The sequence below is a fragment of the Pseudomonas sp. DP-17 genome (assembly GCF_022380625.1).
GTDB lineage: Bacteria > Pseudomonadota > Gammaproteobacteria > Pseudomonadales > Pseudomonadaceae > Pseudomonas > Pseudomonas nitroreducens_A.
The window spans coordinates 127,812-151,757 of record NZ_JAKSXG010000003.1; the positions used below are offsets into that span (position 1 = coordinate 127,812).

Consider the following 23,946-nt stretch of genomic DNA (forward strand, 5'->3'; position numbering starts at 1 on the left):
CGGGTAGCTCGCCGGCAAATCCAGCCCGCAAAGCCAATGATGGCGTGATGGACCCGAATAGAGGAAGACACCGATGAACATGAAGCAGATTGCCGGGCTATTCGAAGACTTCATTCCCAGCTACGAATGCCATGCGAGTCCCGGCGCACAGGGCTCGATCACACTGCAGTTCGACAGCCGGGTGACCTCGGACGCGCACTTCACCATCCAGGGGATCACCCCGGAGCGGCTGGCGAACGAGCAGCGCATCCAGGAAATCAGCCAGACCCTGCAGGACGAATTCGCCCTGGTACGCGCCGGCCTGCACCGCAAACCCCACGTTTGATGCCTGGCGCGGCGCGAAAAGCCGCAACCGCGGCATCGACGGCCCGTCAGGCGCTCTGCGCACCGGCTCCCGGCAGCCTGCCACGGACTGCCCGGCGGCCGCGGGCTGCGCGAGCCGGCGCGTCTAGCGCCGTTCGGAACATCGCGCAGGGGCAGGGCCGGCCCGGCGGTAAGATTGTTGGATCAAGGGCCGGCCTGGAGGGTCACAAGATCACCGCCCCGGTCCTGGCACGAGGCATAAGGCCATGATTTGGACGGGCATTTTTCTTTATAGGGTTGTGGAACTGCGCGAATTCACCGTCGATAATCTCCAGCTCTCTCGAAGGTAGAGTTCGGAACGAGGCCAGCCAGGTGAGCAAGCGACGGACAACGAAACAAGGCAACGCCCAGGATGTGCAGCCCAGCCACCTGAAATTCCCGGTCGTGGGCATAGGCGCCTCCGCTGGCGGGCTGGCAGCACTGCTGCGGCTGTTCGAGAACATGCCCGATGACAACGGCATGGCCTTCGTCGTGGTGATGCACCTGTCGCCCAATCACGAAAGCAGCGCCCACACGATCCTGCAGAAAGCCACCAGGATGAAGGTGCGCCAGGTGACCGAGGCGACGCCGGTGGAGCAGAACTGCATCTACCTGATATCCCCAGCGATGCAGTTGACCATGAACGACGGTTACCTGCGCGTCAGCGAGCTGAGCTCAACCCAGCCGCGACACATCGCCATCGACCTGTTCATGCGCACCCTGGCCGACGCGCATGCCGAGCGCGCCGTCGGCGTGGTGCTCAGCGGCAATGGCAGCGACGGCTCCTCCGGGTTGTGCCGGATCAAGGAGCAGGGCGGGGTGACCATCGCCCAGTCGCCGGACGATGCCGAATTCGACGACATGCCGCGCAGCGCCATCGCCACCGACCAGGTGGATTTCATCCTGCCAGTGGTGGAAATCCCGCAGAAGCTCATCGAGCTGTGGGAAACCATGCGCAGCATCCAGCTGCCGCGCGAGGCGGAAGTCAGTGCGCCGATCCAGTCCATCGAGGACCCGGAACAGGCCCGCGTGGCGGAGTCGGCGCTGCGCGATATCCTGACCCTGCTGCGCACGCGCACCGGGCATGACTTCAAGCACTACAAGCGCGCCACTGTGCTGCGCCGCATCGAACGGCGCATGCAGGTCAACCGCCTGAGCGACCTGCCGGGCTACCGCACCTTCCTGCAGTCCAACCCGGAAGAAACCAAGCACCTGCTGGCTGACATGCTGATCGGCGTGACCAATTTCTTCCGCGACCGCGAAGCCTTCGAGGCGCTGGAGCGGGAGATCATCCCACGGCTGTTCGAAATGCCCAGCGACAGCGAATCGCAGATCCGCGTTTGGAGCGCCGGCTGTTCCTCGGGCGAGGAAGCCTACTCGATGGCCATGCTGCTCTCGGAGTACGTCGAGTACAGCGAGACCGACCGCAAGTTCCAGGTGTTCGCCACCGACATCGACGAACACTCCATCGCCATCGGCCGCAGCGGCGTCTATCCCGAGGCGATCCTGCCGGACATCACCCCGCAGCGCCTGCGCCAGTACCTGACCAAGGAGCAGACCCGCTACCGGGTGAAGAAGGAAATCCGCGAGCGCGTACTGTTCGCCATGCACAACCTGCTGCGCGACCCGCCGTTCTCCAAGCTGCACCTGATCTCCTGCCGCAACCTGCTGATCTACCTCGACCGCGAAGTACAGGCGGACATCCTGCAGATGTTCCATTTCGCCCTGGCGCCGGGCGGCTACCTGTTCCTGGGCAGCTCCGAGTCGGCGGACGTGTGCATGGACCTGTTTGCCCCGGTGGACAAGAAGAACCGCATCTATCGCGCCAAGGCGACCTCGGCCCTGGGCCGCTCCGCCGCGGCGCTGCCGCTGATCGCCCAGACCGACACGCTGCCGGCGGCCAACGAACGCCCCGTGGAGCGTCGGCGCATCTCCTTTGCCGAGGTGCACCAGCGCGTGCTGGAGCAATATGCGCCGCCCAGCGTGGTGGTGAACCACGAGTCGAACATCGTGCACATGTCCGACCAGGCCGGGCGCTACCTGCGCTATGTCGGCGGCGAGCCGTCGCACAACCTGCTGTCGCTGATCCATCCGTCGCTGCGCCTGGAACTGCGCACCGCGCTGTTCCAGGCCTTCCAGACCAGCAAGAGCGTCGAAGCCCGGCGCGTCAAGCACGAGCGCGACGGCGCCAGCTCGTACATCAACATGGTGGTGCGACCGTTCCGCGACATGGACGCCGACTTCGCCCTGGTGATCTTCGACGAGGTCGAGGAAACCATGAGCAACGACGTCGATCCCTCGAAGATCGACCTCAAGGACAACGTCCTCTCGCAGCTGGAAAGCGAGCTGCAGCGCAACAAGGAACAGCTGCAGATCACCATCGAGCAATCGGAAACCTCCACCGAGGAGCTCAAGGCGTCCAACGAGGAACTGCAGGCGATCAACGAGGAACTGCGTTCCACCACCGAGGAACTGGAAACCAGCAAGGAAGAGCTGCAGTCGATCAACGAGGAACTGATCACGGTCAATCAGGAGCTCAAGACCAAGGTCGAGGAAACCAGCAAGATCAACGACGACCTGCAGAACCTGATCGCCTCCACCGACATCGCCACGGTGTTCGTCGACCGCGCCATGCGCATCAAGTCGTTCACCCCGCGCGCCGCCGCGATCTTCAGCATCATTGCCTCGGACACCGGGCGCTCGCTGCTGGATATCACCCACCGGCTGATCTATCCGGACCTGGCCAGCGACGCCGCCCAGGCCTTCGAGTCGCTGCGCACCATCGAGCGCGAGGTGGCGAGCAAGGATGAGCGCTGGTACATCGTGCGCATGCTGCCGTACCGCACCACGGAGAACGTGATCGACGGCGCGGTGCTGACCTTCATCGACATCACCCAGCGCCGAGTGGCCGAAGAGAAGATGCGCGAGAGCGAGGAGCGCCTGCGCCAGGCAGCGGAAAGCACCCAGGACTTCATCATCATCACGCTGGACCGCGACGGCTGCATCACCGGCTGGAACAAAGGGGCCGAGCGCGCCTACGGCCACCGGGAAAAGGACGTGGTGGGCAAGAGCGCCGAGCTCATCTACAGCGGCGAGGACCGCCGTTCCGGGGTATTCCAGGAAGAATTGCGCGTGGCCAGCGAGAACGGCCGGGCGGAAGAAGACCGCTGGCATGTGCGCAAGGACGGCTCGCGATTCTTCTGCAGCAGCGTGACCAGTGCGCTGCCCAACGCCGGCCCGCACGGCTATGCCAAGATCGGCCGCGACATTACCACCAAGAAGCGCGAGGAGACCGAACAGGTTTCGCGTCTGGAGCAGAACCAGGCGACCATCCGCCTGCGCGATGAGTTCTTCGCGATGATGTCTCACGAACTCAAGCATCCGCTGAACCTCATCCAGCTCAACACCGAGCTGATCGGCCGCCTGTCCTCGGTGCGCAGCCATGCCATTGCCGCGCGGGCCATCGAGAGTATCCAGAGCTCGGTGCGCAGCCAGGCGCGGATCATCGACGACCTGCTCGACCTGTCCCGGGTCAACACCGGCAAGCTCAAGCTCAAGCTGGGGCCGGTGATCGTGCAGAACATCATCGAGGAAGTGGTCGGCGTGCTGGCAGCCGAGAGCCACGAGAAGGACCTGGCCATCGAACTGGACCTGCCGCCGCGCGGCTCCGACCCGCTGGTGGCCGAAGGCGACCCCGTGCGGGTGGAGCAGATCATCTGGAACCTGCTGAGCAACGCGGTGAAGTTCACCCCCGAGAGGGGCACGATCCGCGTGGCGCTGGGCATGGACGGGGACATGCTGCGCATCAGCGTCAGCGACGACGGGCAGGGCATCAGCGCCGAGGCGCTGCCGAAGATATTCGAGCTGTTCGGCCAGGCCACCGAGACGCATCACCCGACCCACAAGGCTGGGCTGGGCATCGGCCTGGCGCTGGTGCGCGAACTGGTGGAAGCGCAACACGGGCGCATCGAGGCGATGTCCGAAGGGCTTGGCCTTGGCTGCACCTTCAGCGTCTGGCTGCCGCAGTACCAGTACGCCGGGCAGGCCGCCTCTGCCGGGGAGGACACCGACGGCTACTTCGCCGGCTCGCGCCTGCTGATCGTCGACGACTCGCCGGACATTCGCACGGTGATGCAGGCGCTGCTGGAGATGGAGGGTGCGAGCGTGACCACCGCGGAGGATGGCGAGACCGCGCTCAAGGTGCTGAAGGACGGACGCTACGACCTCATCCTTTCCGACATCGGCATGCCGGGCATGGATGGCCATGAGCTGATCCGCCGTGTTCGCCAGTTGCCGCAGCATGCGCAGACACCCGCAGTGGCGCTGACCGGCTATGGGGCGGCGGCGGACGTGGAGCTGGCTTACGAAGCGGGCTTCAACGCCCACGTCAGCAAACCGGTATCGCTGGAAACCCTGCAGCGCGTGGCGGCGGACCTCAAGGTCGCCAAGGTCTGAGCCCGGCCACTGGCGGCGCCGTGCCAGGCGCCGCCAGTGGCATGCGACAGCGGGCCATGCTTTCAGGGCGAGATCGGGTCGCTCGCAGGGAAGGTTTCTTCCAGCGCGTGATCGATCCGCGATTCGGCTACCGTGGGGTTCGCCGGGCCCGGTGAAGTCACCGGCGCCAGGTGCTCGGGCAAGGCATCATGCTGGCCGGTAATCGCCGCTTTCATGGCGCAGTGGCCGGTCAGCCCGCGCTTGGCCGCCATCACCCCGGCGGCGACGCCCAGCCAGCCGCCGAGGCCGCCCTTGCGAATGCCCATGCCGATGGCGGCCAACCCCGTGGCAATCGATGTCGCCCGTTCCCATCCGCTCAGATTCTTCTGCTCTGCCATGCTGTCCTCCTGCTGGGTCGGTGTCATCCGGCTCGCCGCGGGCTGCGGCGCCCGGATACACAACGTAGGCAGATGCACGGAAGGTTGGTTCGAAGAACTTGCCCAGTGGTGCGCCGGGCTCTGCGCCGGGCTCCACCCGTCGCTCGGGTGCAACTTGGCGCGGCCCCGCAGTTCACAGCCAGACCATGCAAAGGAGTAGGAGAAGCCCATGACTGCCTGGCTCATCAGCTACAGCAAGGACAACAACACCAGTACCCTGGACATGCCCGGCCAGACACAGCCGAGCCCGGAGCAGGCGGCGGAATTCCTGCTGCAGTGGGCGCGCAGGAATCTTCCCGCCGGCGACTACGGCGACAAGCAGGATGAACACGGCAGCGAGGCAACGCTGGAGTTGCTGCACCGCTACGGCATCACGCTGACCGGCATCACTGCCAACTGATCCACCGAGCCTTGGTATCAGCGGGGAAGGGCGCTCTCCCGTTCGCCTCGCCTCGCCTGGGGGAGGCGCTCGCGCGGTGCCTCCTCAGTCCTCGCGGATGCGGTACCAGGTGACGTACAGCGCCGGCAGGAAGAACAGCGTCAGCAGGGTGGCGGCGATGATTCCGCCGATCATGGCGAAGGCCATGGGACCCCAGAACACTTCCCGGGCGATCGGGATCATGCCCAGGCTGGCCGCAGCGGCCGTGAGCAGGATTGGCCGGGTGCGGTGGTGGGTCGCCTCGATGACCGACTTCCACGGCGAGCGGCCCTCGGCTTCGAACGCCTCGATCTGGGTCACCAGGATCACCGAGTTGCGAATGATGATGCCGATCAGCGCGAGGATGCCCAGGATGGCCACGAAGCCCATGGGCGTGCCGGTGGGCAGCAGCGCGGCGACCACGCCGATGACGCCCAGCGGCGCCACGCTGGCGACCAGCAGGGTCTTCTGCACGCTCTGCAACTGGATCATCAGGAAGGTTGCCATGAGGAACAGCATCAGCGGTACCACCTGGCCAATCGGGCCCTGGGCCTTGCCGCTTTCCTCGACGGTGCCGCCGGTGGCGAGCCTGTAGTTGGGCGGCAACTGCTCGGCGAACTGCTGGATCTCTGGCTTGAGGACCTTCACCAGGTCGGTGGGCTGGATGTCATCGGTGATGCTGGCCTTGAGCGTGATGGTCGGCTTGCGGTCGCGCCGCCACACCAGCGGCTGCTCCAGCTCATAGCCGACGCGGGCGAAGGCCTTGAGCGGAATCGACGTGCCGCTGGCGTTGACCATCTGCAGGTTCTCGATGGTTTCCGGCGAGCTGCGTTCGGCGCTCTCCGAGCGGCCGACGACGTTGATCAGGAAGATGTTGTCGCGCACCTGGGTCACGGTGGTGCCGGTGACCACGCTGTTGAGCATCTGCGCCACGTCCTCGGAGCCCAGACCCAGCTGGCGCAGCTTGTCCTGGGCGATCTCGATGCGCAGCACCTTACCCGGCTCGTTCCAGTCGTAGATGATCTCGCCGATGTGCGAGTTGCCGTCCAGCAGGCCGGCCAGTTGCATGGCGTAGTCCCGGACCCTGTCCACGTCCGGGCCGCTGATGCGGTACTGGATCGGCCGGCCTACCGGCGGGCCCATCTCCGGCGGCTGCACGTAGCTGCTGATGCCGACGAAGTCGCGGCGCAGGTTCTCGCGCAGGCGTGCTGCCAGGCGTTCGCGGGCTTCCAGGTCCTTGGCGACTATCACCAGCTGGCCGTAGAAGGGGTTCTGCAGTTGCTGGTCCAGCGGCAGGTAGAAGCGGATCGCGCCCTGGCCGATATAGGAACTCCAGCGCGAGACGTCCTCGTCGTCCCTGAGCTGTGTCTCGACCTTGTCCATCACCCGGCGGGTTTCGTCGATGCTGCTGTTCTGCGGCAGGTTGAGGTCCACCAGCAGCTCCGGGCGGTCGGAGGAGGGGAAGAATTGCTGCTGGACGAACTGCAGCAGGTACAGCGAAACGCCCAGCAGCGCCACGGTGAAGACGATGGTCAACAGGTTGCGGCGCATGGCCCGTTGCAGCCATGTATCGAAGAAGTCGAACAGCCGGCTCTTCTTCTCCTCGTGCCGTTTCAGGGTTTTCGGCAGCACATGCAGGGCGATCACCGGGGCGAACAACACGGCGACTATCCAGGAGAGGATCAGCGCCACGGCGATCACCGCGAACAGCGTGAAGGTGTATTCGCCGGCCGAGCTGGCGTTCAGCCCGATGGGCACGAACCCGGCGATGGTCACCAGGGTGCCGGTGAGCATGGGGAAGGCAGTGGAGGTATAGGCGAAGGTCGCCGCCTCGTGCAGCGAGTCGCCCAGCTCGAGCCGGGTCACCATCATCTCCACGGTGATCATGGCATCGTCCACCAGCAGGCCGAGGGCGATGATCAGCGCGCCCAGGGAAATCCGCTGCATGGTGATATCGGTGTACTCCATGAACACGAAGACCATCGCCAGCACCAGGGGGATCGAACAGGCCACCACCAGCCCGGCGCGCACGCCGAGGCTGATGAAGCTCACCACCAGCACGATGACGATGGCCTCGAACAGCGCGCTGGTGAAGCCGCCCACTGCTTTCTCCACCACCTCGGCCTGGTTCGACACCGTGTGTACGCCAACGCCCACTGGCAGTTCGCTGGTGATCTGGTCCATGCGCTGGCGCAGCGCCTCACCGAACTCCTGGATATTGCCACCCTTGCGCATGGCCACGGCCAGGCCGATGGCGGGTTGCCCGTTGTAGCGGAACTGGGGGCTGGGCGGGTCGACATAGGTGCGCTGGATGTCCGCCAGATCCGAGAGGCGGTAGAAGCGATCGTTCACCCGCAGGTTGACCGCGGCCAGGTCCGCCTCGGAGCGAAACTCGCTGCTGGTGCGCACCGAGATGCGCTCCGGGCCGGCCTCGATCACGCCGGAGGGCGTCACCGCGTTCTGCTGCTGCAGGCTCTCCAACACCTGGCGCTGGTCGATGCCCAGGGCCGCCAGCTTGCGGGTTGAGAAGTTCAGGTAAATGACCTCGTCCTGGGCGCCGATCAGCTCGACCTTGCCCAGGTTGTCCACGCTGCGGATGTCCAGCCGCGCCTTCTCCACGTAGTCGCGCAACTGGCGGAAGCTCAGGCCGTCGGCGGTAAAGGCGTAGACGCTGCCGAACACGTCGCCGAATTCGTCGTTGAACGCCGGGCCCTGCAGGCCCTGGGGGAAGTCGCCCTTGATATCGGTGATCTTCTTGCGCACCTGGTACCAGATGTCCGGGATCGCCTTGCCGCTGGTGGTGTCCTTCAGATAGACGTAGACCGTCGCCTCGCCGGGACGGGTGTAGCTCTTCACGTAGTCGAGGCTGTCCAGTTCCTCGAGCTTCTTCTCGATGCGGTCGGTGACCTGCAGCAGCGTGTCGTCCACCGTCGCCCCAGGCCAGCGGGCCTGGATCACCATGGTCTTGATGGTGAACGACGGGTCTTCCTCGCGCCCCAGGTTGAAGTAGGAGAAGACGCCCATCACCAGCGATACGGCCATCAGGTACCAGACGAAGGACTGGTGCCGCAGCGCCCATTCGGACAGGTTGAACCTGCTCTTTGCCTTGTCCTGTTCGCTCACGGTTGTGTCCCCTCGTCGATCCTGACCACCTGGCCCTCCTTCAGGCTGTTTACCCCGGCGCTGACCACCCGTTCGCCGTCCGCCAGCCCCTGGCCGATGGTCACCTTGCCGTCGCGGTTGCGCAGCACCTGCACCTCGCGCCGATGCACCTGGCGGCTCTGTGGGTCGATTACCCAGATGAATGCCTTGCCGGTGACCGTGGTGTCGCCAATCAGCGCGGTGGCCGGCAGGCTGCTGCGGGGCGCCACCTGGCTGGTCAGCAGCACGCTGACCGTGGTGCCCAGGTGGAAGCTGGCGGGAGCATCGGCCAGAGTCAGGCGGATGCGCCGGGTGCGGGTGGAGGCGTCGGCCTGGGGCGCGAGTTCGCGCACGGTGCCGGTGGTGCGGTCCTGCGGGGCAAGCTGGGCGCTGACTTCGAAATGCGCGTCAGCCGGCAGGCGGTGCACCAACTCGTCCGGCAGGTCGACCACGGCTTCCTTCACGTCCGGGCGCACCAGCGTCACCACCTCCTGCCCGGCCTGCACCACCTGGCCGGCCTCGGCGTGCCACTGGGTTATGACGCCGGCGAAGTCACTGCGCAGCTCGGTGTAGCCCAACTGATCCTTCGCCCGCTGGGTGGCCGAGCGCGCCTGGTCCAGCGTGGCGCGGCTGGTCTTCAGGCGCGTGCGGGCGCGGTCGAGATTGGCCTGGGCGCCTACGCCGCGGGCGAGCAGTTCGCTCTGCCGGCGCTCGTCGGCCTGGGCGTCGATCCATTCGGCTTGCGCGCGCGAGGCATCGCCCTGGGCGCTGAGCACGGCGTTCTGCTGGTCGGTGGGGTCGAGGGTGGCGAGCAGGGTGTTCTTCTCCACGCTGTCACCGACATCCTGGTTGCGCGCGGCAATACGCCCATTGGTACGGAAGCCCAGGGTGGTCTCGTAGCGCGCCTGGATGCTGCCGGCGAAGCGGCCGACCTGGCGCACCTCATCGGCTTTCACTGTGACGAACAGCACCGGGCGCGGCGGCGGCGCTTGCGGCTCCCTGGAGCAGCCGGCCAAGGCGAGGAGGGCGGGGGCGAGGGCGAACCAAGCGGGCTTCATGGCTGCCCCTGCGGTCGTACGCGGGCGCGGGGTTCTGCCTGGGCGCTGCTGTCTACCGGTTCGGCAGCCTGTTCGGCCGGGGCAACCTCGACTTTCTGGTTCGGGTGCAGCAACTGACCGCCCGCGACGATCACCCGCTGTCCAGCCTGCAGGCCTTCGCCGATCATCACCTGCTCGCGGGCGAAGCTGACCTGGCCGACCGGCTTGAGTTGCGCGCGGCCCTGGTCATCCAGCACCCACACGGCGGGGGATTTGCCCTGCTTGAACAAGGCGGACCAGGGCAATACCACGCGGGGCTGGGCCGTCTGCGGCAGCTCGGCACCGACCACGGCGCCCAGGCCCATTGCCGGCGGAACCGGGTCGAGGCCGACCTTGACCTTCAGCGTGCCGCTGCGCGAGTCCACCGTGGGCGTCACTTCGCGCACGCGGCCGTCGACCCTGACCTTGGGGTTCGACAGCAGATAAACGCTTACCACCCGATCGCCCTGGGGGTTCTGGAAGAGCGATTCGTAGACGTTGAAAACGGCGTCGCGTTCGCCGTCGCGGGCGAGGGTGAAGATCGGCATGGTCGCCTGCACCACCTGGCCCACTTCGCCGCTGCGCTGGGTAATCACGCCGTCGGCCGAGGCCTTGAGTTCGGTGTAGGAGAGCTGGTCATTGGCCGAGGCGAGCTGCGCACGTGCTGCTTCCAGCGAGCTCTGCGCGGAACGCAGTTCGGCCTGGGCGCGGTCATATTCGCTGCGGCTGGTGTAGCCCTTGGGCAGCAATTGCGCCTGGCGCTCGAAGCCGACCTGGGCCAGGCGCAACCGCGCCTGCTCTGCGCTGACGGCGGCGCGGGCGTTCTGCACCTGGGTGCGCAGGTCCTGCGGGTCGAGACGTGCCAGCACCTGGCCGGCTTTCACCACATCGCCCACCTCGGCGTTGCGCTCGATGATCTTGCCACCCACGCGAAAGGCCTGCTGCGCCTCGACGCGCGCCTGGATGTCGCCCACCACGCTGGGCCGCGCGGCGTAATCGGCGGCGGTCGCTTCGCGCACCAGCACTCGCGGCAGGTGCTCGGCCGGCTTTTCCTGGCCGCAACCGGTCAGCGTCATCAGCAGAAAAAAGGCCAGCCCCGGCGCTCTCGTCGTCATCCATTCCCCCATCGTCCGGATCCTGCGCGGGCGCGGGCAAGCGCAGCGCGATACGAACTGTGAGTGGGAGGCGGGGGGAAATGTTCCAAGCGATTGTTCGAGGCGGCGCGGCGAACCGGAGGCTATCTACGGCGAAACGCCGGGATTGCGGAAGGGTAAGCGTCGGTTAGCGCTCAGAGGGAACTGGGCGCAAGGCGAAACATCGCGCGGCCGTCCAGCCATCGGGCGCTGCCAAGAGCGTCGATCTCGCCGATGCATTGGCCCAGGTCCTGGCCGTTCAGTTCGACGAACAGGTGATTGGCATAGACGCGGAAGCGGTCCGGGCTGTTGTGCAATTCGACGCGGCCATTGCGCAGCACGCCGATGTGCCTGCCCACCCCACCGGGCGTGAAAACCTCATAACTGCCTTTGCTGTAGAGCGGGGCCACGGCGCCTCCTTCCCGAACCGGGGAAGCACGACTAAAGCACAAAATAATGGCATTTGGATATCGCTCGCCATGCTCCCATGCCATCGCATGCGCCGGAGGATATCCCGCCTGAACTCGCGCGCGGCTGCGCCAGTCCACTGGCAGAGAAGGCTTCGGAGGCAAGGATGAAAAGACGCTATAGCCTGCCCATGGTGACCCTCGTGGCGGTAGCACTGGTGTTGCTGGTGGCGCATATCGCGTTGCCCTACGTGATCCGCGATTACCTCAACGGCAAGCTGGATCGCATGGGCGACTACCACGGCCAGATCACGGACGTGGACCTGGCGCTCTGGCGCGGCGCGTATCGGATCAACGGCCTGAAGATCGTCAAGGTCAACGGTAAGGTGCCGGTGCCGCTGCTGGACGCGCCGGTAATCGACCTTTCCGTGAGCTGGCACGCCCTCTGGTACGAACACGGCATCGTGGCGCGTGTGCTGTTCCTCCGGCCGGAGCTGAACTTCGTCGATGGCGGTGGCCGCCAGGAGTCCCAGAGCGGCGCCGGCACCGACTGGCGGGAGCAGTTGGACAAGCTGCTACCGATCACCCTGGACGAACTGCGCATCGCCGACGGAAGCATCCGCTTCCATAACTACCAGTCCAAACCGCCGGTGCATCTGGCCGCCAGCGCGGTAAACGCCAGCCTCTACAACCTCACCAACGTGGCGGATGAAAAGGGGGATCGGGTCGCCCGCTTCGAGGGCCGCGCCCGGCTGTTCGACCAGGCGCCGCTGGAAGCGGAGGCCACCTTTGATCCCTTCAGCAACTTCGAGGACTTCGAGTTGCGCCTGCGCGCACGTGATGTGGAACTGCGGCGGGTCAACGACTTTGCCGCAGCCTATGGCAAGTTCGATTTCAACCGGGGCAGCGGCACCGTGGTCATCGAGGCCCGCGCGGACAAGGGCCAGCTCAGCGGCTACATCAAGCCGCTGCTGCACGACGTGGACGTGTTCAACTGGCAGCAGGATGTGGAGGAGAAGGACAAGAGCCTGTTCCGCTCCATCTGGGAGGCGCTGGTCGGCGGCGGCGAGACCGTGCTGAAGAACCAGCGCAGGGACCAGTTCGCCACTCGCGTCGAGCTGAGCGGCAATGTCCACCGCCAGGACATCAGCGCTTTCGAGGCCTTCCTTGGCATTCTGCGCAACGCCTTCATCCAGGCGTTCAATGCACGCTACGAGCGCTCTGCGCCCGAGGACTGAAGCCGGTCAATGGCTGGTCGAACCGTGCGCGCCACGTTGTGGCGCCAGGGTGTAAGGCTCACCGCGCGGCGTGCGCAGTGCTTCCTCCCGATTGACCAGCTCGCGTACCGGGAAGGCGAAGTCGACGCCCATCTCCTTCACCCCGGCCAGCAGCCGCAGGTTGATCTGCTGCTGCACGTCCATGTAGCGATTGAAATCAGCGGTTTGCATGATGTAGACGACCTCGTACAGCAGGCGGCTTTCATCGAAGGAGAGGAAGTGCGCGCGGTCGAACCTGGCTTCCTCGATGTCGTCGACGATCTGCTTCACCAGGTCCGCCACCGCCTTGGCCTTCTCGGCCGGGGTGCGGTAACTGATGCCGAACTGGAAGACGATGCGCCGGGTGTTCATGCGCTTGTAGTTGTGCAGCGTCTGCTTGAGCAGTTCGGCGTTGGAACAGACGATCTGCTCGCCGCTCAGGCTGCGGATGCGCGTGGTTTTCAGGCCGATGTGCTCGATGGTCCCGGCGACGTCGCCGAACACCACGAAATCGCCGATCTCGAAAGGCTTGTCGAAGCCGATCGACAACGAGGCGAAGATATCGCTGAGGACGGTCTGCACGGCCAGTGCCACGGCGATGCCGCCGACACCAAGGCTGGCGATCAGCGCGGTGATGTCCACGCCCAGGTTGGCGAGAATCGACAGCAGCATCACCGCCCAGACCACCACCAGTACGACCACCGAGATGATCGACGCCATCACCGGGTTGTGCATGCCGCCAAAGCGCACCAGGGACAGGTCGCGGGTCCAGAGCCGCACGCAGGCGTCCAACCACCAGGCGACCTGCAGTGCGAGCACCACGAACCAGGCGTGGGACAGCGCTGCGCTCCAGTTGTCCGGCAGGCTGGTCAGCTTGAGCGCGAGCATCAGGGCAAAGACGAAGATCAGCAGGTTGCTGGTGCGCGCGGTGATCGCCGAAGCGTAGCGCGCCCAATGGCTGGTGCGGCCCTCCAGGCGCTTGCGCGCCGAACCGATCAGAAAGCGCAGGATGGCGAATCCGGCGGTAGCGGCCAGTATTACCAGGGCCAGTTGGCCGAGCTGGGTCAGGTCCAGCCAGGAATTGAGCGACGCCATGGGGTCTCCTCATCGACGGTGACAGGAGTAGGTTTTGGGGCGAAGGGAGGGTGGAAGTTCAGTTGAGCTGTGCGAGCGGCGCGGGCAGCCCAGGGGTGACGGCACAGGAGAGCGGGGCGGCCCGCCCTCCTGCAGGTGGCAATCAGTGCCAGAACAGCGCGATCAGGATGATGATCGGGATCGGCACGCCGAGGAAGTAAAGGAGGATCGAGCGCATGGTGAGTCTCCTGTCAGCGGATGGCATGGGTAGTGGCATGGACGCCGGGAGTGCTGTGGTCCGGCAGCAGGTCGGCATCGCGACGGCGACCGCCGTGGATGGCCATGAAGCTGGCGAAGAAGGCGCCGCACAGCAGCGCTGCGAACATCCACAGCGCCGAGCCTGCGGCCACCTTGCGCGCCGTGTCGGCGGCCTGCAGCGCCTGCTGCCTGGCGTGTTGGGCCTGGGCGAATACCGCATCGATGCGCTGCTCGGCTTCGGTCTGGCTGATCTCGGTGCGCTGGGCAATCACCCGCGCCAGGTAGGTCCGGTCTTGCGCGTTGAGCTGCCCTTCGGCCAGGCCGCGCAGGAAAATGCGCGAAGCCACGGCGTGGGCCGCATCGTCGCTGACCGACACCGGGCGGTCGTCGCGGAACAGGGTGTCGATGAAGTACGCCGAGTCATTATCGTTGCCTGAAGACGCGCTGTTGGCAGCACTGGTCGCTGCCCCGGCAGCCACTGTGGCGCCGGCCTGCAAGCCGCCACCCACCAGAGTGCTGACCGACCCGATCACCAGGGTGGCGGTGACCAGCGTAGCGATGGCCCAGGCGAGGAAGCCATGGGCGGTGTCGCGGAAATACACCTCGTCGCCATGCAGGCTGGCCCATTTCACCCGCAAGCGACCGGCGAGGTAGCCGCCCAGGCCCGAGGCCAGGATCTGCGTGATCGCCAACCAGATGAAGGTCGAAATGCTCATCTGCTTGAAGGTGCCGCCGTCACCGGGCCAGGGCGATACGGCCGAAAAGCCCAGACCAAACCCCAGAACGATGAGGATGAGCGATAGCGCCGCGGCGGCAGCGGCGCCGGCGAGAATCGCCGCCCAGGACACGCCGGAACGGTCGTGCCCGGAGGCGAGGGCAGTGGCAGTAGCGTCAGTGCTGGAAATCATGGTGTTGCTCCTCGGATGGGTCCGAGGCTGTTTCTGCACCTGACGTGCCAGCCATTTCAAAATATTTACAGCTTTAATTTCAATGGCTTACACAATCAGCAGGGGAATCGGCCATGCAGGTTGCATGAACAGTCGCCCAGCGATGCGCAGGTTGCACGGTTTTCCGCAGCGGTTGCGCCCTGCCGTTGCTCCGCTCAGGGCAGAGGGGCGAGCGGGCAGGGGGGGCGCGCGCTGCAGCAAGCCCAGGGCGGCCGGCGACGAATGACGCGGTTTCCGAGGCGGGCGCCGTGTTTTGCCAGCAACACAGTGGGGATTGGCTGGCTGCTCACTCATCAGTCGTCCTGCGAAAAAAGCATTAGGTTATGCCTTCCGGCGATTTGTCCTAAGAAGCGCGACCGATCAGGATAGGGCGACGTGATTGAAAGCCCCTGCCTACCAAGGAACACATCAAGCGATGAACGACGCCAAGCGACTGAACGAAAACGGCCCGGTGAACTGGCAACTGGCGCAGATCGTCGAAGACCTGCGCAGTGCACGCAGCGAATGGCGCACGCGCACAGGCCGCCATCCGGAGCAGGGTGGCCGGGAGTTGCCCTCGCGCCAGTCCATCGAGGAAGTGGTGGAGCGTCTGGCAAGCGCGCTGTTCCCGATGCGCCTGGGCCCCAACGACCTGCGCGAGGAGAGCGAGGACTTCTTCGTCGGCCATACCCTCGATGCCGCGCTGAACGCGTTGCTGGTGCAGGCCCGCCTGGAGTTGCGTTACAGCGCGCGGCAGCGCGGCGACGTGGTGGACAGTCGGATCGACGAGCACGCCGTGGCGCTGGTGCGTGACTTCGCCCGCGCGCTACCGGAGATGCGCCGGCTGCTCGATGCCGACGTGCTCGCCGCCTACCAGGGCGACCCGGCGGCGCGCAGTGTCGACGAGGTGTTGCTGTGCTATCCGGGCGTGGTGGCGATCATTCACCATCGTCTGGCGCACCACCTGTACAACGCCGGCCTGCCGCTGCTGGCACGGATGATCTCGGAGCTGGCGCACTCGGCCACCGGCATCGACATCCACCCCGGCGCGCAGATCGGCAGCAGCTTCTTCATCGACCACGGCACCGGCGTGGTCATCGGCGAAACCGCGATCATCGGCAAGCAGGTACGCATCTACCAGGCCGTTACCCTGGGCGCCAAGCGCTTCACCTCGGACGAAACCGGCCAGTTGCACAAGGGCGAGCCGCGCCACCCGATAGTCGAAGACGAAGTGGTGATTTACGCCGGCGCGACCATTCTCGGCCGCGTGACCATTGGCAAGGGTTCGACCATCGGCGGCAACGTCTGGCTGACCCGCAGCGTGCTGCCGGGCAGTCAGGTCAGCCAGGCCAGCCTGCAACACGATGAGAGCCGCTGCGCAAAGGACTGATCCGGACTGCCTGCGGACACGCAAAGCGAAGCGGGGGAGTTGACAGTTCTCCCGCTCCTTCAGCAGTATCCGTCAGGAGTTTCACGCAACCCTATCTTGGGCAAGAGAGTTTCATGTTCTCCATCTTCAACCACTCGCTTTCCGCTTCGGGCTTCCTTGCCCAGGCCTGCGCGTGCGTTGTCGTCGCCAAGAAATCGAAGAAACAGTCGCTCATTTGACCGGGGCGCTGTCCCGTCAGATGGGCTGACAGGACACATGGCGCAAGGTCGAACCTCCCTCGCTTGAATCCCGCACCCTCCCTGACGGCGACCTGACGGTCAGCCAACAGGAGTTTTGCATGTCGAATTTTCGTGGGATCTGGGTGGCGCTGGTCACTCCCTTTCGTGATGGCGTGGTGGATTACCCGGCGCTGCAAGCGCTGGTCAGTCATCTGCTCGAACAGGGCGTCACCGGCCTGGTGGTCTGCGGCACCACTGGCGAGGCCGCCGCGCTGAGCCAGGACGAACAGTTCGAAGTGCTCGATGCCGTACTGCAATGGATACCGCCGCAGCAGGTCATCATGGGCTTGGCGGGGAACAATCAGCGCGAACTGCTGGCCTTCCTGGAGGATATCCAGCGTCGCCCGGTGGCGGGCGTGCTGGTGCCGGCGCCTTATTACATCCGCCCGTCCCAGACCGCGCTGGAAGTCTTCTTCCGTACCGTCGCCGACGCCGCCCGTGTGCCGGTGGTGCTCTACGACATTCCCTATCGCACCGGTGTGCGCATCGAGCGCGAAACGCTGCGCCGCATCGTGCGCCATCCGAACATCCTCGCCATCAAGGATTGCGCCGGCGACCTGGAAACCACCCTGGCGCTCATTGGCGATGGAGAAGTTCAGGTCCTGACCGGCGAAGACCTGCAGATATTCACCCATCTGTGCCTGGGCGGCGCGGGCGCGATCTCGGCTTCGGCCCATGTGCGCGCTGACCTGTATATGCAGATGTACCAACAGATGGAGGAGGGTGACGTCAACGCTGCGCGCCGGACTTTCCATCGACTGCTGCCCTGGATGCAAGCGGCTTTCGCCGAACCGAACCCGGCTGCCGTAAAGGGAGCGCTGGCCTTGCAGGGGCGGATTGCCAATGAAGTCCGCGAACCGATGCAGACCTGCACATCCGCAACACTGGAGCGTTTGCAGGGCGTGCTGGCTGAGCTGACCGACTAGGCGCTGCTGGCCGGCAGGAGGATCGAGATTTGTTTCACGTAACGCGTTACCTGAAATAAGCCCCATGAATGGTAACGCGTTACCAGTTACAGAAACGATGGGATGCAGCTGCGCCAGGACAACGTCACCTGATACGACAACGGGATGGATGCTGATGGGTAGCGCCATGCGCTGAGGATCGTCCATTACCCCGATGCCGTCGTGAACCGCATGCGCTCGGCGAATGATGAAAGCTTCCAGCCTGATGCATCGATGCCAATCCAATCCACGACAGTGGTTTGCCCGGTTGTTGAGTCCACATCCCACATGATCGAAGTGCGGATTCCTGTCGTTCACTGGCAAGGTTTCAGTGGCGAGTTCACACAGAGGCCTCTGAAATGAAGGAGTCCATTTTTCAAAAAACGAACGTGCATTTTCTAAGAAGCGTCGACAGCTTCTGTGAGTCTCGCCGCAGGCGTTCCTACTCGTAGCTTCGCATAATGTATATTATGTTAAATACGATGTTATGTCGTAGATTGCTCATGAGTCCTATTGCCCCTGACTCGAGTACCCGGAAGTAAACATCCAAGCGCGGACTCCTTGAGTCCGACGCCGGCAACCAGGCAACCAGGCAACCCATAACTCATACCGGACTCACGCTGAGCGCCTGCTTCTATGATCGGCGTTGATCATCGAGTGGCCTCTGATCGAGCTACGCCGCCGCGGTGCCGAAGCGTTCATGGAGATTTGTCTCAATCCACCCGCTGAGTGGATCGGTCCGGTCGTTAATGCCCGCTTTGAGAGGCATGGCGGAGGGAAACGGTCTGACAGTGATACATACCAAGTCAATGAGGTTTGGCGTCCCTTCGTCACGACGGTGCCCAAACGAGATCGAAAAATCGCGTCGGAATCGATGGCCGCCCTCCCCTCGACTGCCTACAACACGTCTCAAGGGTCTCAAGCGGCATTGAGGTCCAGGCTGATCACCGTACCGATGGTGGCGTAGCCGCAGCCGGACACCACGTCGCGATGCAGGATGATCGGCTCCTGCGTGCGCGAACCAGAGAGCCAAGCAGCGATGTTCTGGGCCCCTGAAGCAAGCCAGCCCTGCGCGTGCAGGGCTGGCCGACACCTCATGGATGGGCGGGATAGTCGATATACCCCCGCTCATCGCCCCCGAAGAACGACGCCGGATCGGGCGTATTCAGCGGCAGGCTTTCGCGGATTCGCCGAGGCAGATCCGGGTTGGCCAGGAACGGGCGACCGAAGGCGATGATGTCCGCGCGCCCATCCGCCACCGCCTGCGCGGCGGTCGTCGAATCGTAGCCACCGGCGAGGATCAGCACGCCGTCCCAGGACTCGCGCAACTGCCGGATGATGGCATCCCAGCCGGGGTCGACCTGCTCATCCCGCACCGTACCGACTATGGCGGGCTCGACCAGGTGCAGATAAGCCAGGGACATCTCGTTCAGGCGCTCGACCAGGTAGCCGAAGGTGTCGTGCGGGGTGTCGTCGCCCATTCCCATGAAGCGGCCCATCGGCGTCAGGCGCACTCCGACACGCTGCGGGCCGATCTGCGCCGCCACCGCCGCGATGATCTCCAGAACCAGGCGCGTGCGGTTCTTGATGGTGCCGCCGTACTGGTCCTGGCGCCGATTGCTGGCACTGTTGATGAACTGGTCGAGCAGGTAGCCGTTGCCGGCATGGATCTCGACGCCATCCATGCCCGCCGCGATGGCATTGCGCGCCGCCACGCGGTAATCCTCGATGATGTCGCGGATGCCGTCGAGCGTCAGCTCCTGCGGTACCGGTACGTCGCTCCAGGTACCGGCGCCATCGGCGCCCACGATGAAGGTCTTGCCGGGCACCGGCAGCGCGCTGGGCGCGACGGGAAGGCCGCCGTCGGGCTGGAAGCTCGGGTGCGACACGCGGCCTACGTGCCAGAGCTGCATGAAGATCAGCCCGCCTTCGCGGTGCACGCCTTGCGCAACGTCCCGCCAGCCTTCGATCTGCGCCTGGCTGTAGATGCCCGGCGTCCACGCGTAGCCCTGGCCCTGGCGGGATATCTGCGTCGCTTCGGTGATGATCAGCGCCGCGCTGGCGCGTTGGCGGTAGTACTCGACGTTCATCGCGGTGGGCACATCGCCCGGCTGTCCGGCGCGCGAACGCGTCAGGGGCGCCATGGCGATGCGGTGCGCCAGGGTATGGGTGCCGAGCTGGATGGGTTGGAACAGGGGCTGGGTCATTTCGGGTGGTTTCCTGAGGGTGGTTGCTGGTTGCTGGCCACTCTAGGAAACCCCCGCCGCCTTGATAATCCGCTGCCTCGGCTCAACCGTATTGCGCGTGGCGCAATGCTTTGCGCACATAACCTGCATGCGCGCCGACAGCGCTCAGCCGCGGGCCAGCGGCAGGTTCAGCGGCCGCTGGCCGGTGGCGTTGGCGAGGGCGTTGCCCAGGGCGGCGGCCATCGGCCCCTGGACGATCTCCGCAGCGCCGAGGAACGGCTGGCCGGGCTGGTCCAGCAGGTGGACTTCGACCTGCTCGGGCAACTGCGGGAAGCGCAGGATCGGATAGCCGCTCCAGTCGTAGCTGCGGACGCCACCGGGGTCGTAGCGCAGCGCCTCATAGAGGCTCCAGCTGGTGGACTGGACGATCCCGCCTTCGACCTGGTTGCGCAGCCCGTCGGGGCTGACGATCTGCCCGACATCCACGGCGGTCACCACCCGCCTGACCTTCACCTCCCCGGTCTGCGGGTGCACCCTCACCTGCACGGCAATGGCGCAGTAACCCATGATGTTCTTGTAGCGGGCGAAGGCAAAACCGACGCCTGAGCCGGCCTCCGCAGCCTTGCGCGGCCAGCCGAAGGCGTCGCGTGCGCGCTCCACCACCGCCCGGGCGCGAGGATCGTCGAGGTGGTCGAGGCGAAACTGCACGGCGTCCACCCCGGCCTGTCGGGCCAGTTCGTCCAGGCAGGCCTCGATGGTGAAGACATTGATGTGCGCCCCGAGCGAGCGCATGGCCGAGGTTCGGAACGGCATCTGCGTGATGAAGTGCATATCGATGCGCGTCGAGCCCAGGCGGTACAGCGGCACGGCATTGCGGTCGCCGTCCCCCTCGGGCTGGGCGATGGGGATCGATGGCGCCGAGGCGAAGGGCCGTGCCAGCAGGCGCGCGGGGATCAGCCGGCCGGCATTGACGATTCGCTCGTTGTGCGGTGTCGTCCACAGCTCGCCGCGCCAGTCACCCAGGCGGCCCTCGCTGTCCAGCGTGGCCTGCACCTCGGTGATCATCGCCGAGCTGTAGGGCTCCCAGAGGTTCTCCTGCTCGCGCATCCACTGCAGCCTGACCGGCACGCCGGGGACTTTCATGGCGATCAGCGCGGCGTCCGCCGCGGCATCGTCCGCACCGTTATGCCCGTAGCAGCCGGCGCCCTCGCTATGGATGCAGCGCACCCGCTCCAGGGGCAGACCGAGCATTTCGGCCAGCCCGGCGCGCAACGGGTAGACGCCCTGGGTGTGGGTCCAGACGGTCAGCACCCCGTCCTTGAACCAGGCCACCGAACAGGACGGCCCGATGGAGCCGTGCATCAGGTACTGCTTGGTGACGCGCAATCGGTACTGCGCCTTCGCAGCGGCAACCGCCGGCTGGCCTTCCTGGCGAATCGGGTATGTTCTGGCTTCCAGCCGCGGCAGCAGTTCATGGATCGTGCGCTCGTCCGGGATGACGTCGCCTCCCATCCATTGCGCCACCTCGTACCCCACCCGCATGGCCTTGATCGCCTGCCATTCGTCCTTGGCGACCACGGCGAGGTAGTTGCCGTCGCGGATGACCTCGACCACACCGGGCAGGCGGCTCAGGCGCTCGGCGTCGAAGTCGGCGAGCCGGGCCCCCGGACGCGGCGGCCGGATGACGCGGGCGTGGAGCATGCCCGGCAACCGCAGGTCCTGGACGAACGCCTCGCCTCCGCTGACCTTCGCGGGAATATCCAGGCGCGGGAGCGAGCGGCCGATCACCTGGAATTCGCCCGCCGGTTTCGCGGGGGACTCGCGGCCGGCATAGCGGTGCAGGTCCACGCCCGCCACGGCGTCGTGGTAGGCCATGCGCCGGCCATCGGGCGCCAGGATGACACCCTCGCGCGTGGACAGCTGCTCGACCGGGACATGCCATTGGCGCGCCGCCGACTCCAGCAGCAGTTGGCGGACCTGCGCCGCCGCATTGAACAGCGCCGTACCACTGTCGAAGATGCTGTGGCTGCCAGCGGTATAGCCCTCGTTGGGCGTCAGTGCGGTGTCCGCAGTAATCAGCTGGATCGCGCGTGGATCGACCTCCAGGCGTTCCGCGGCGATCTGCAGCAGCGCGGTCCGCACCCCGGTGCCCAGCTCGACCTTGCCGGTGTACACGGTGATCCCCTCGGCGTCGAGGCGAATCCACGCATCCAGGTACGGGTTGGTGCGCAGGCTGCCCGGCAGGTCCGGCGCCAGGACCTGCGTGCCCAGCGTGTCCACCTCGGTGTCGGCCAGGGCGCGACGTGCCGTGGGCAGCAGTGCGAAGGCCACCACCAATGCGCCGCCGCGCAGGAACGCACGGCGGGAGTAATCCAGCTCAGCGGCGGTTTTCATGGGGCATAACTCCTTGTTCGGCGACGTGGCGGATGGCCTTCACGATGCGCAGATGGGTTCCGCAGCGACACAGGTTCGTCGCCATGTACGCGCGGATGTCTTCCTCGCTCGGGTGCGGATTACGCTCGAGCAAGGTCTGCGCGCGCATCAGCATGCCGGCGATGCAATAGCCGCATTGCGCCGCCTGCTCATCGATGAAGGCCTGCTGCAGCGGGCCGGGCCGCTCGGCGCTTCCCAGGCTTTCCACGGTGCGAATCGACTTGCCGGCAAGCCCCGAGCAAGGCATTAGGCAGGCGAACACCGGCTTGTCGTCGACGATCACCGTGCACGCGCCGCACTGCCCCAGGCCGCAACCATATTTCGCGCCGTTGAGCCCCAGGTGATTGCGCAGGGCGTAGAGCAGCGGCATGTCCTCATCGAGGTCGAGCGTGTGCGGCTCGCCGTTCACCGTCAGCGTGGTCTGAGTCATGGCGTCTGCTCCCGTAGGGCATCGAGGGTGGTTGAAAGGTCCTGCCAAGGTTGCTGCGGCTTGGCCTTGGCGCGCAGATAGGCCGCGAGTTGCGCAAGCTGGCGGTTGTCCAGGCTCGCGGCGAACGGCGGCATGGCCGGGCCGGCCTGGCCCGGCGTGGAGGGCAGGCCTTCGAGGACGGTCTTGATGAAATTGCGCGGGCTGTCGGCGCGCAGCGCGGAGGTCATGGCGAGCGCCGGGCGCGCATCGATCTGGCGCATCGGCGCGGCATCGTCATGGCAGCCGGCGCAGGACGCCTGGAACAGTGCGGCGCCCTGGGCCTGCTGCGGTTCGGCCGGAGTCTGCCGCGGCGCTGGCGAAACGGCACTGGCGCGGGCCGGCGGCAGGCTCAGCAGATACTCCGCGATGGCCTGCACGTCGGCGCTGGGCAGGCGCGCGAGCCCCAGACTGACCGGGCGCATCGGCCCCGCCGCAGCGCCATGGTCGGCGGCCACGTCGCCGCGCAGGTAGGCAACCAGTTGCTCGCGGGTCCACCGCGCCGGGGCGCTGGCCATGCCACGCAGCTCGGGCGCCTCCCAGCCATCGACGACCCCGCCGGCCAGTTGCTCGCCGGAGGTTTCGGCCCCCAGCAGGTTGAGCGGCGAATGGCAGGCCGCGCAGTGGCCCGCGCCTTCCACCAGATAACGGCCACGGTTCCATGGCGCGGATCGCGTGGCGTCGTGGGGCGAGGTTTCTCCCCGCAAAAAGAGGATGTTCCAGAACGACACGAGCGGCCGGATGTTCATCGGGAAATTCATCTGGTTGTCCGTCGCCGGAGCGTTCACCGGCGGGCCGCTCATCAGGTACGCATAGGCATCGCGCAGGTCGGCGTCGGTCATCCGGCGATAGTGGACGTAGGGAAAGGCCGGATAGAGAAAATGCCCGTCCCGGGAAATGCCGTGGCGCATCGCCCGCTCGAAGGCTTCGAACGACCATTGGCCGATGCCGGTGCGGGCGTCCGGGGTGATGTTGGTGCTGTACAGCGTGCCAAACGGTGTGACCAGGCCGAGGCCTCCCGCCAGGTAGGCCCCGCCGGGCCTGGTGTGGCAAACCGCGCAATCACCGGCCTCCACCACGAGGCTGCCCCGGCGGATCTGCTCCTGGGACGCCGCGGTGAGTTCCCCCCGCGGCGCGATGGCGGGTCGCCAGAGGATGGCGAAGGCCAGGGCGACGCCCATCGCCGCGAGGGCGCCCAGGCCTGTCCAGATCGTATTTCGCGTCATCAGCACTCCCCTTCGCAATCCATGGATACCGCACCGCGCGTGTTCCCGTTTCCTGGCCGCGTCGCGTGGAGTGGCTCTTGACTCCGACAACCGCGGCATGCCGGCTCGAATGGTAGGGAGC

General features: G+C 65.8%; 17 protein-coding genes and 2 pseudogenes. 7 read left to right on the forward strand and 12 right to left on the reverse strand.

Annotated elements, in window-relative coordinates:
* Window positions 1-73 precede the first annotated feature (73 nt).
* Entirely contained in the window at window positions 74-325 is a 252-nt protein-coding gene (locus MJ122_RS07905; RefSeq protein ID WP_239743510.1) for a hypothetical protein, read from the forward strand.
* Between the two features lie 350 nt (window positions 326-675).
* Window positions 676-4,797, forward strand: a complete 4,122-nt coding sequence (locus tag MJ122_RS07910; RefSeq protein WP_239743512.1) for a CheR family methyltransferase — start codon at window positions 676-678, stop codon at window positions 4,795-4,797.
* Between the two features lie 62 nt (window positions 4,798-4,859).
* On the opposite strand, the gene MJ122_RS07915 is transcribed toward MJ122_RS07910, so the two are convergent.
* Window positions 4,860-5,174 (reverse strand): DUF2892 domain-containing protein, encoded by a 315-nt coding sequence (locus MJ122_RS07915; protein WP_239743514.1) that lies wholly within the window; start codon window positions 5,172-5,174, stop codon window positions 4,860-4,862.
* A 208-nt stretch (window positions 5,175-5,382) separates the two neighbouring features.
* Here MJ122_RS07915 and MJ122_RS07920 point away from each other — a divergent pair, with 208 nt between their 5' ends.
* On the forward strand, window positions 5,383-5,613 hold the full coding sequence (locus tag MJ122_RS07920) for a hypothetical protein (protein ID WP_239743516.1): 231 nt from the start codon (window positions 5,383-5,385) through the stop codon (window positions 5,611-5,613).
* An 84-nt stretch (window positions 5,614-5,697) separates the two neighbouring features.
* Here the strand turns inward: MJ122_RS07920 and MJ122_RS07925 are convergent, their stop codons facing one another.
* The 4 genes from MJ122_RS07925 to MJ122_RS07940 all read right to left on the reverse strand — a co-directional run bounded on the left by MJ122_RS07925 (window position 5,698) and on the right by MJ122_RS07940 (window position 11,391).
* The gene (locus MJ122_RS07925; RefSeq protein ID WP_239743518.1) at window positions 5,698-8,754 is read right to left on the reverse strand and encodes an efflux RND transporter permease subunit; all 3,057 of its coding nucleotides are present in this window, start codon (window positions 8,752-8,754) and stop codon (window positions 5,698-5,700) included.
* Window positions 8,751-9,830, reverse strand: coding sequence for an efflux RND transporter periplasmic adaptor subunit (locus MJ122_RS07930; protein WP_239743520.1), 1,080 nt, complete (start codon window positions 9,828-9,830; stop codon window positions 8,751-8,753). The genes MJ122_RS07925 and MJ122_RS07930 overlap by 4 nt, the downstream gene beginning before the upstream one ends.
* The gene (locus MJ122_RS07935) at window positions 9,827-10,963 is read right to left on the reverse strand and encodes an efflux RND transporter periplasmic adaptor subunit (RefSeq protein WP_275590628.1); all 1,137 of its coding nucleotides are present in this window, start codon (window positions 10,961-10,963) and stop codon (window positions 9,827-9,829) included. The genes MJ122_RS07930 and MJ122_RS07935 overlap by 4 nt, the downstream gene beginning before the upstream one ends.
* A 173-nt stretch (window positions 10,964-11,136) precedes the next feature.
* Window positions 11,137-11,391, reverse strand: a complete 255-nt coding sequence (locus MJ122_RS07940; RefSeq protein ID WP_239743523.1) for a hypothetical protein — start codon at window positions 11,389-11,391, stop codon at window positions 11,137-11,139.
* A gap of 164 nt (window positions 11,392-11,555) precedes the next feature.
* Between MJ122_RS07940 and MJ122_RS07945 the strand changes: the two genes are divergently transcribed.
* Complete coding sequence (locus MJ122_RS07945) at window positions 11,556-12,626, forward strand: DUF748 domain-containing protein (protein ID WP_239743525.1); 1,071 nt, start codon at window positions 11,556-11,558, stop codon at window positions 12,624-12,626.
* Window positions 12,627-12,632: 6 nt separating this feature from the next.
* Here MJ122_RS07945 and MJ122_RS07950 read toward each other — a convergent pair whose 3' ends face one another.
* The gene (locus tag MJ122_RS07950) at window positions 12,633-13,739 is read right to left on the reverse strand and encodes a mechanosensitive ion channel family protein (protein ID WP_239743527.1); all 1,107 of its coding nucleotides are present in this window, start codon (window positions 13,737-13,739) and stop codon (window positions 12,633-12,635) included.
* Between the two features lie 230 nt (window positions 13,740-13,969).
* Window positions 13,970-14,884, reverse strand: coding sequence for a hypothetical protein (locus MJ122_RS07955; RefSeq protein WP_239743530.1), 915 nt, complete (start codon window positions 14,882-14,884; stop codon window positions 13,970-13,972).
* A gap of 454 nt (window positions 14,885-15,338) precedes the next feature.
* Here MJ122_RS07955 and epsC point away from each other — a divergent pair, with 454 nt between their 5' ends.
* From epsC to MJ122_RS07970, 3 genes and pseudogenes are all read left to right on the forward strand, one after another.
* Complete coding sequence (epsC, locus tag MJ122_RS07960) at window positions 15,339-16,292, forward strand: serine O-acetyltransferase EpsC (protein WP_088418906.1); 954 nt, start codon at window positions 15,339-15,341, stop codon at window positions 16,290-16,292.
* A gap of 337 nt (window positions 16,293-16,629) precedes the next feature.
* Window positions 16,630-17,496, forward strand: coding sequence for a 4-hydroxy-tetrahydrodipicolinate synthase (gene dapA / locus MJ122_RS07965; RefSeq protein ID WP_239743532.1), 867 nt, complete (start codon window positions 16,630-16,632; stop codon window positions 17,494-17,496).
* Between the two features lie 601 nt (window positions 17,497-18,097).
* Window positions 18,098-18,376, forward strand: a pseudogene (locus tag MJ122_RS07970) (site-specific integrase); the annotation flags it as partial.
* A 65-nt stretch (window positions 18,377-18,441) separates the two neighbouring features.
* Here MJ122_RS07970 and MJ122_RS07975 read toward each other — a convergent pair.
* The 5 genes and pseudogenes from MJ122_RS07975 to MJ122_RS07995 form a co-directional block, all read right to left on the reverse strand.
* A pseudogene (locus MJ122_RS07975) lies at window positions 18,442-18,522 on the reverse strand (hypothetical protein); the annotation flags it as partial.
* 86 nt (window positions 18,523-18,608) lie between these two features.
* Window positions 18,609-19,721 carry an alkene reductase gene (locus tag MJ122_RS07980; protein WP_239743534.1) on the reverse strand — a complete coding sequence of 371 codons (1,113 nt, stop codon included), beginning with the start codon at window positions 19,719-19,721 and terminating at the stop codon, window positions 18,609-18,611.
* A 144-nt stretch (window positions 19,722-19,865) separates the two neighbouring features.
* Entirely contained in the window at window positions 19,866-22,094 is a 2,229-nt protein-coding gene (locus MJ122_RS07985) for a molybdopterin cofactor-binding domain-containing protein (RefSeq protein ID WP_239743536.1), read from the reverse strand.
* On the reverse strand, window positions 22,078-22,563 hold the full coding sequence (locus MJ122_RS07990) for a (2Fe-2S)-binding protein (protein WP_239743537.1): 486 nt from the start codon (window positions 22,561-22,563) through the stop codon (window positions 22,078-22,080). Before MJ122_RS07990 ends, MJ122_RS07985 begins: the two co-directional genes overlap by 17 nt.
* Complete coding sequence (locus MJ122_RS07995) at window positions 22,560-23,825, reverse strand: cytochrome c (RefSeq protein WP_239743540.1); 1,266 nt, start codon at window positions 23,823-23,825, stop codon at window positions 22,560-22,562. Before MJ122_RS07995 ends, MJ122_RS07990 begins: the two co-directional genes overlap by 4 nt.
* Between the last annotated feature and the right edge of the window lie 121 nt (window positions 23,826-23,946).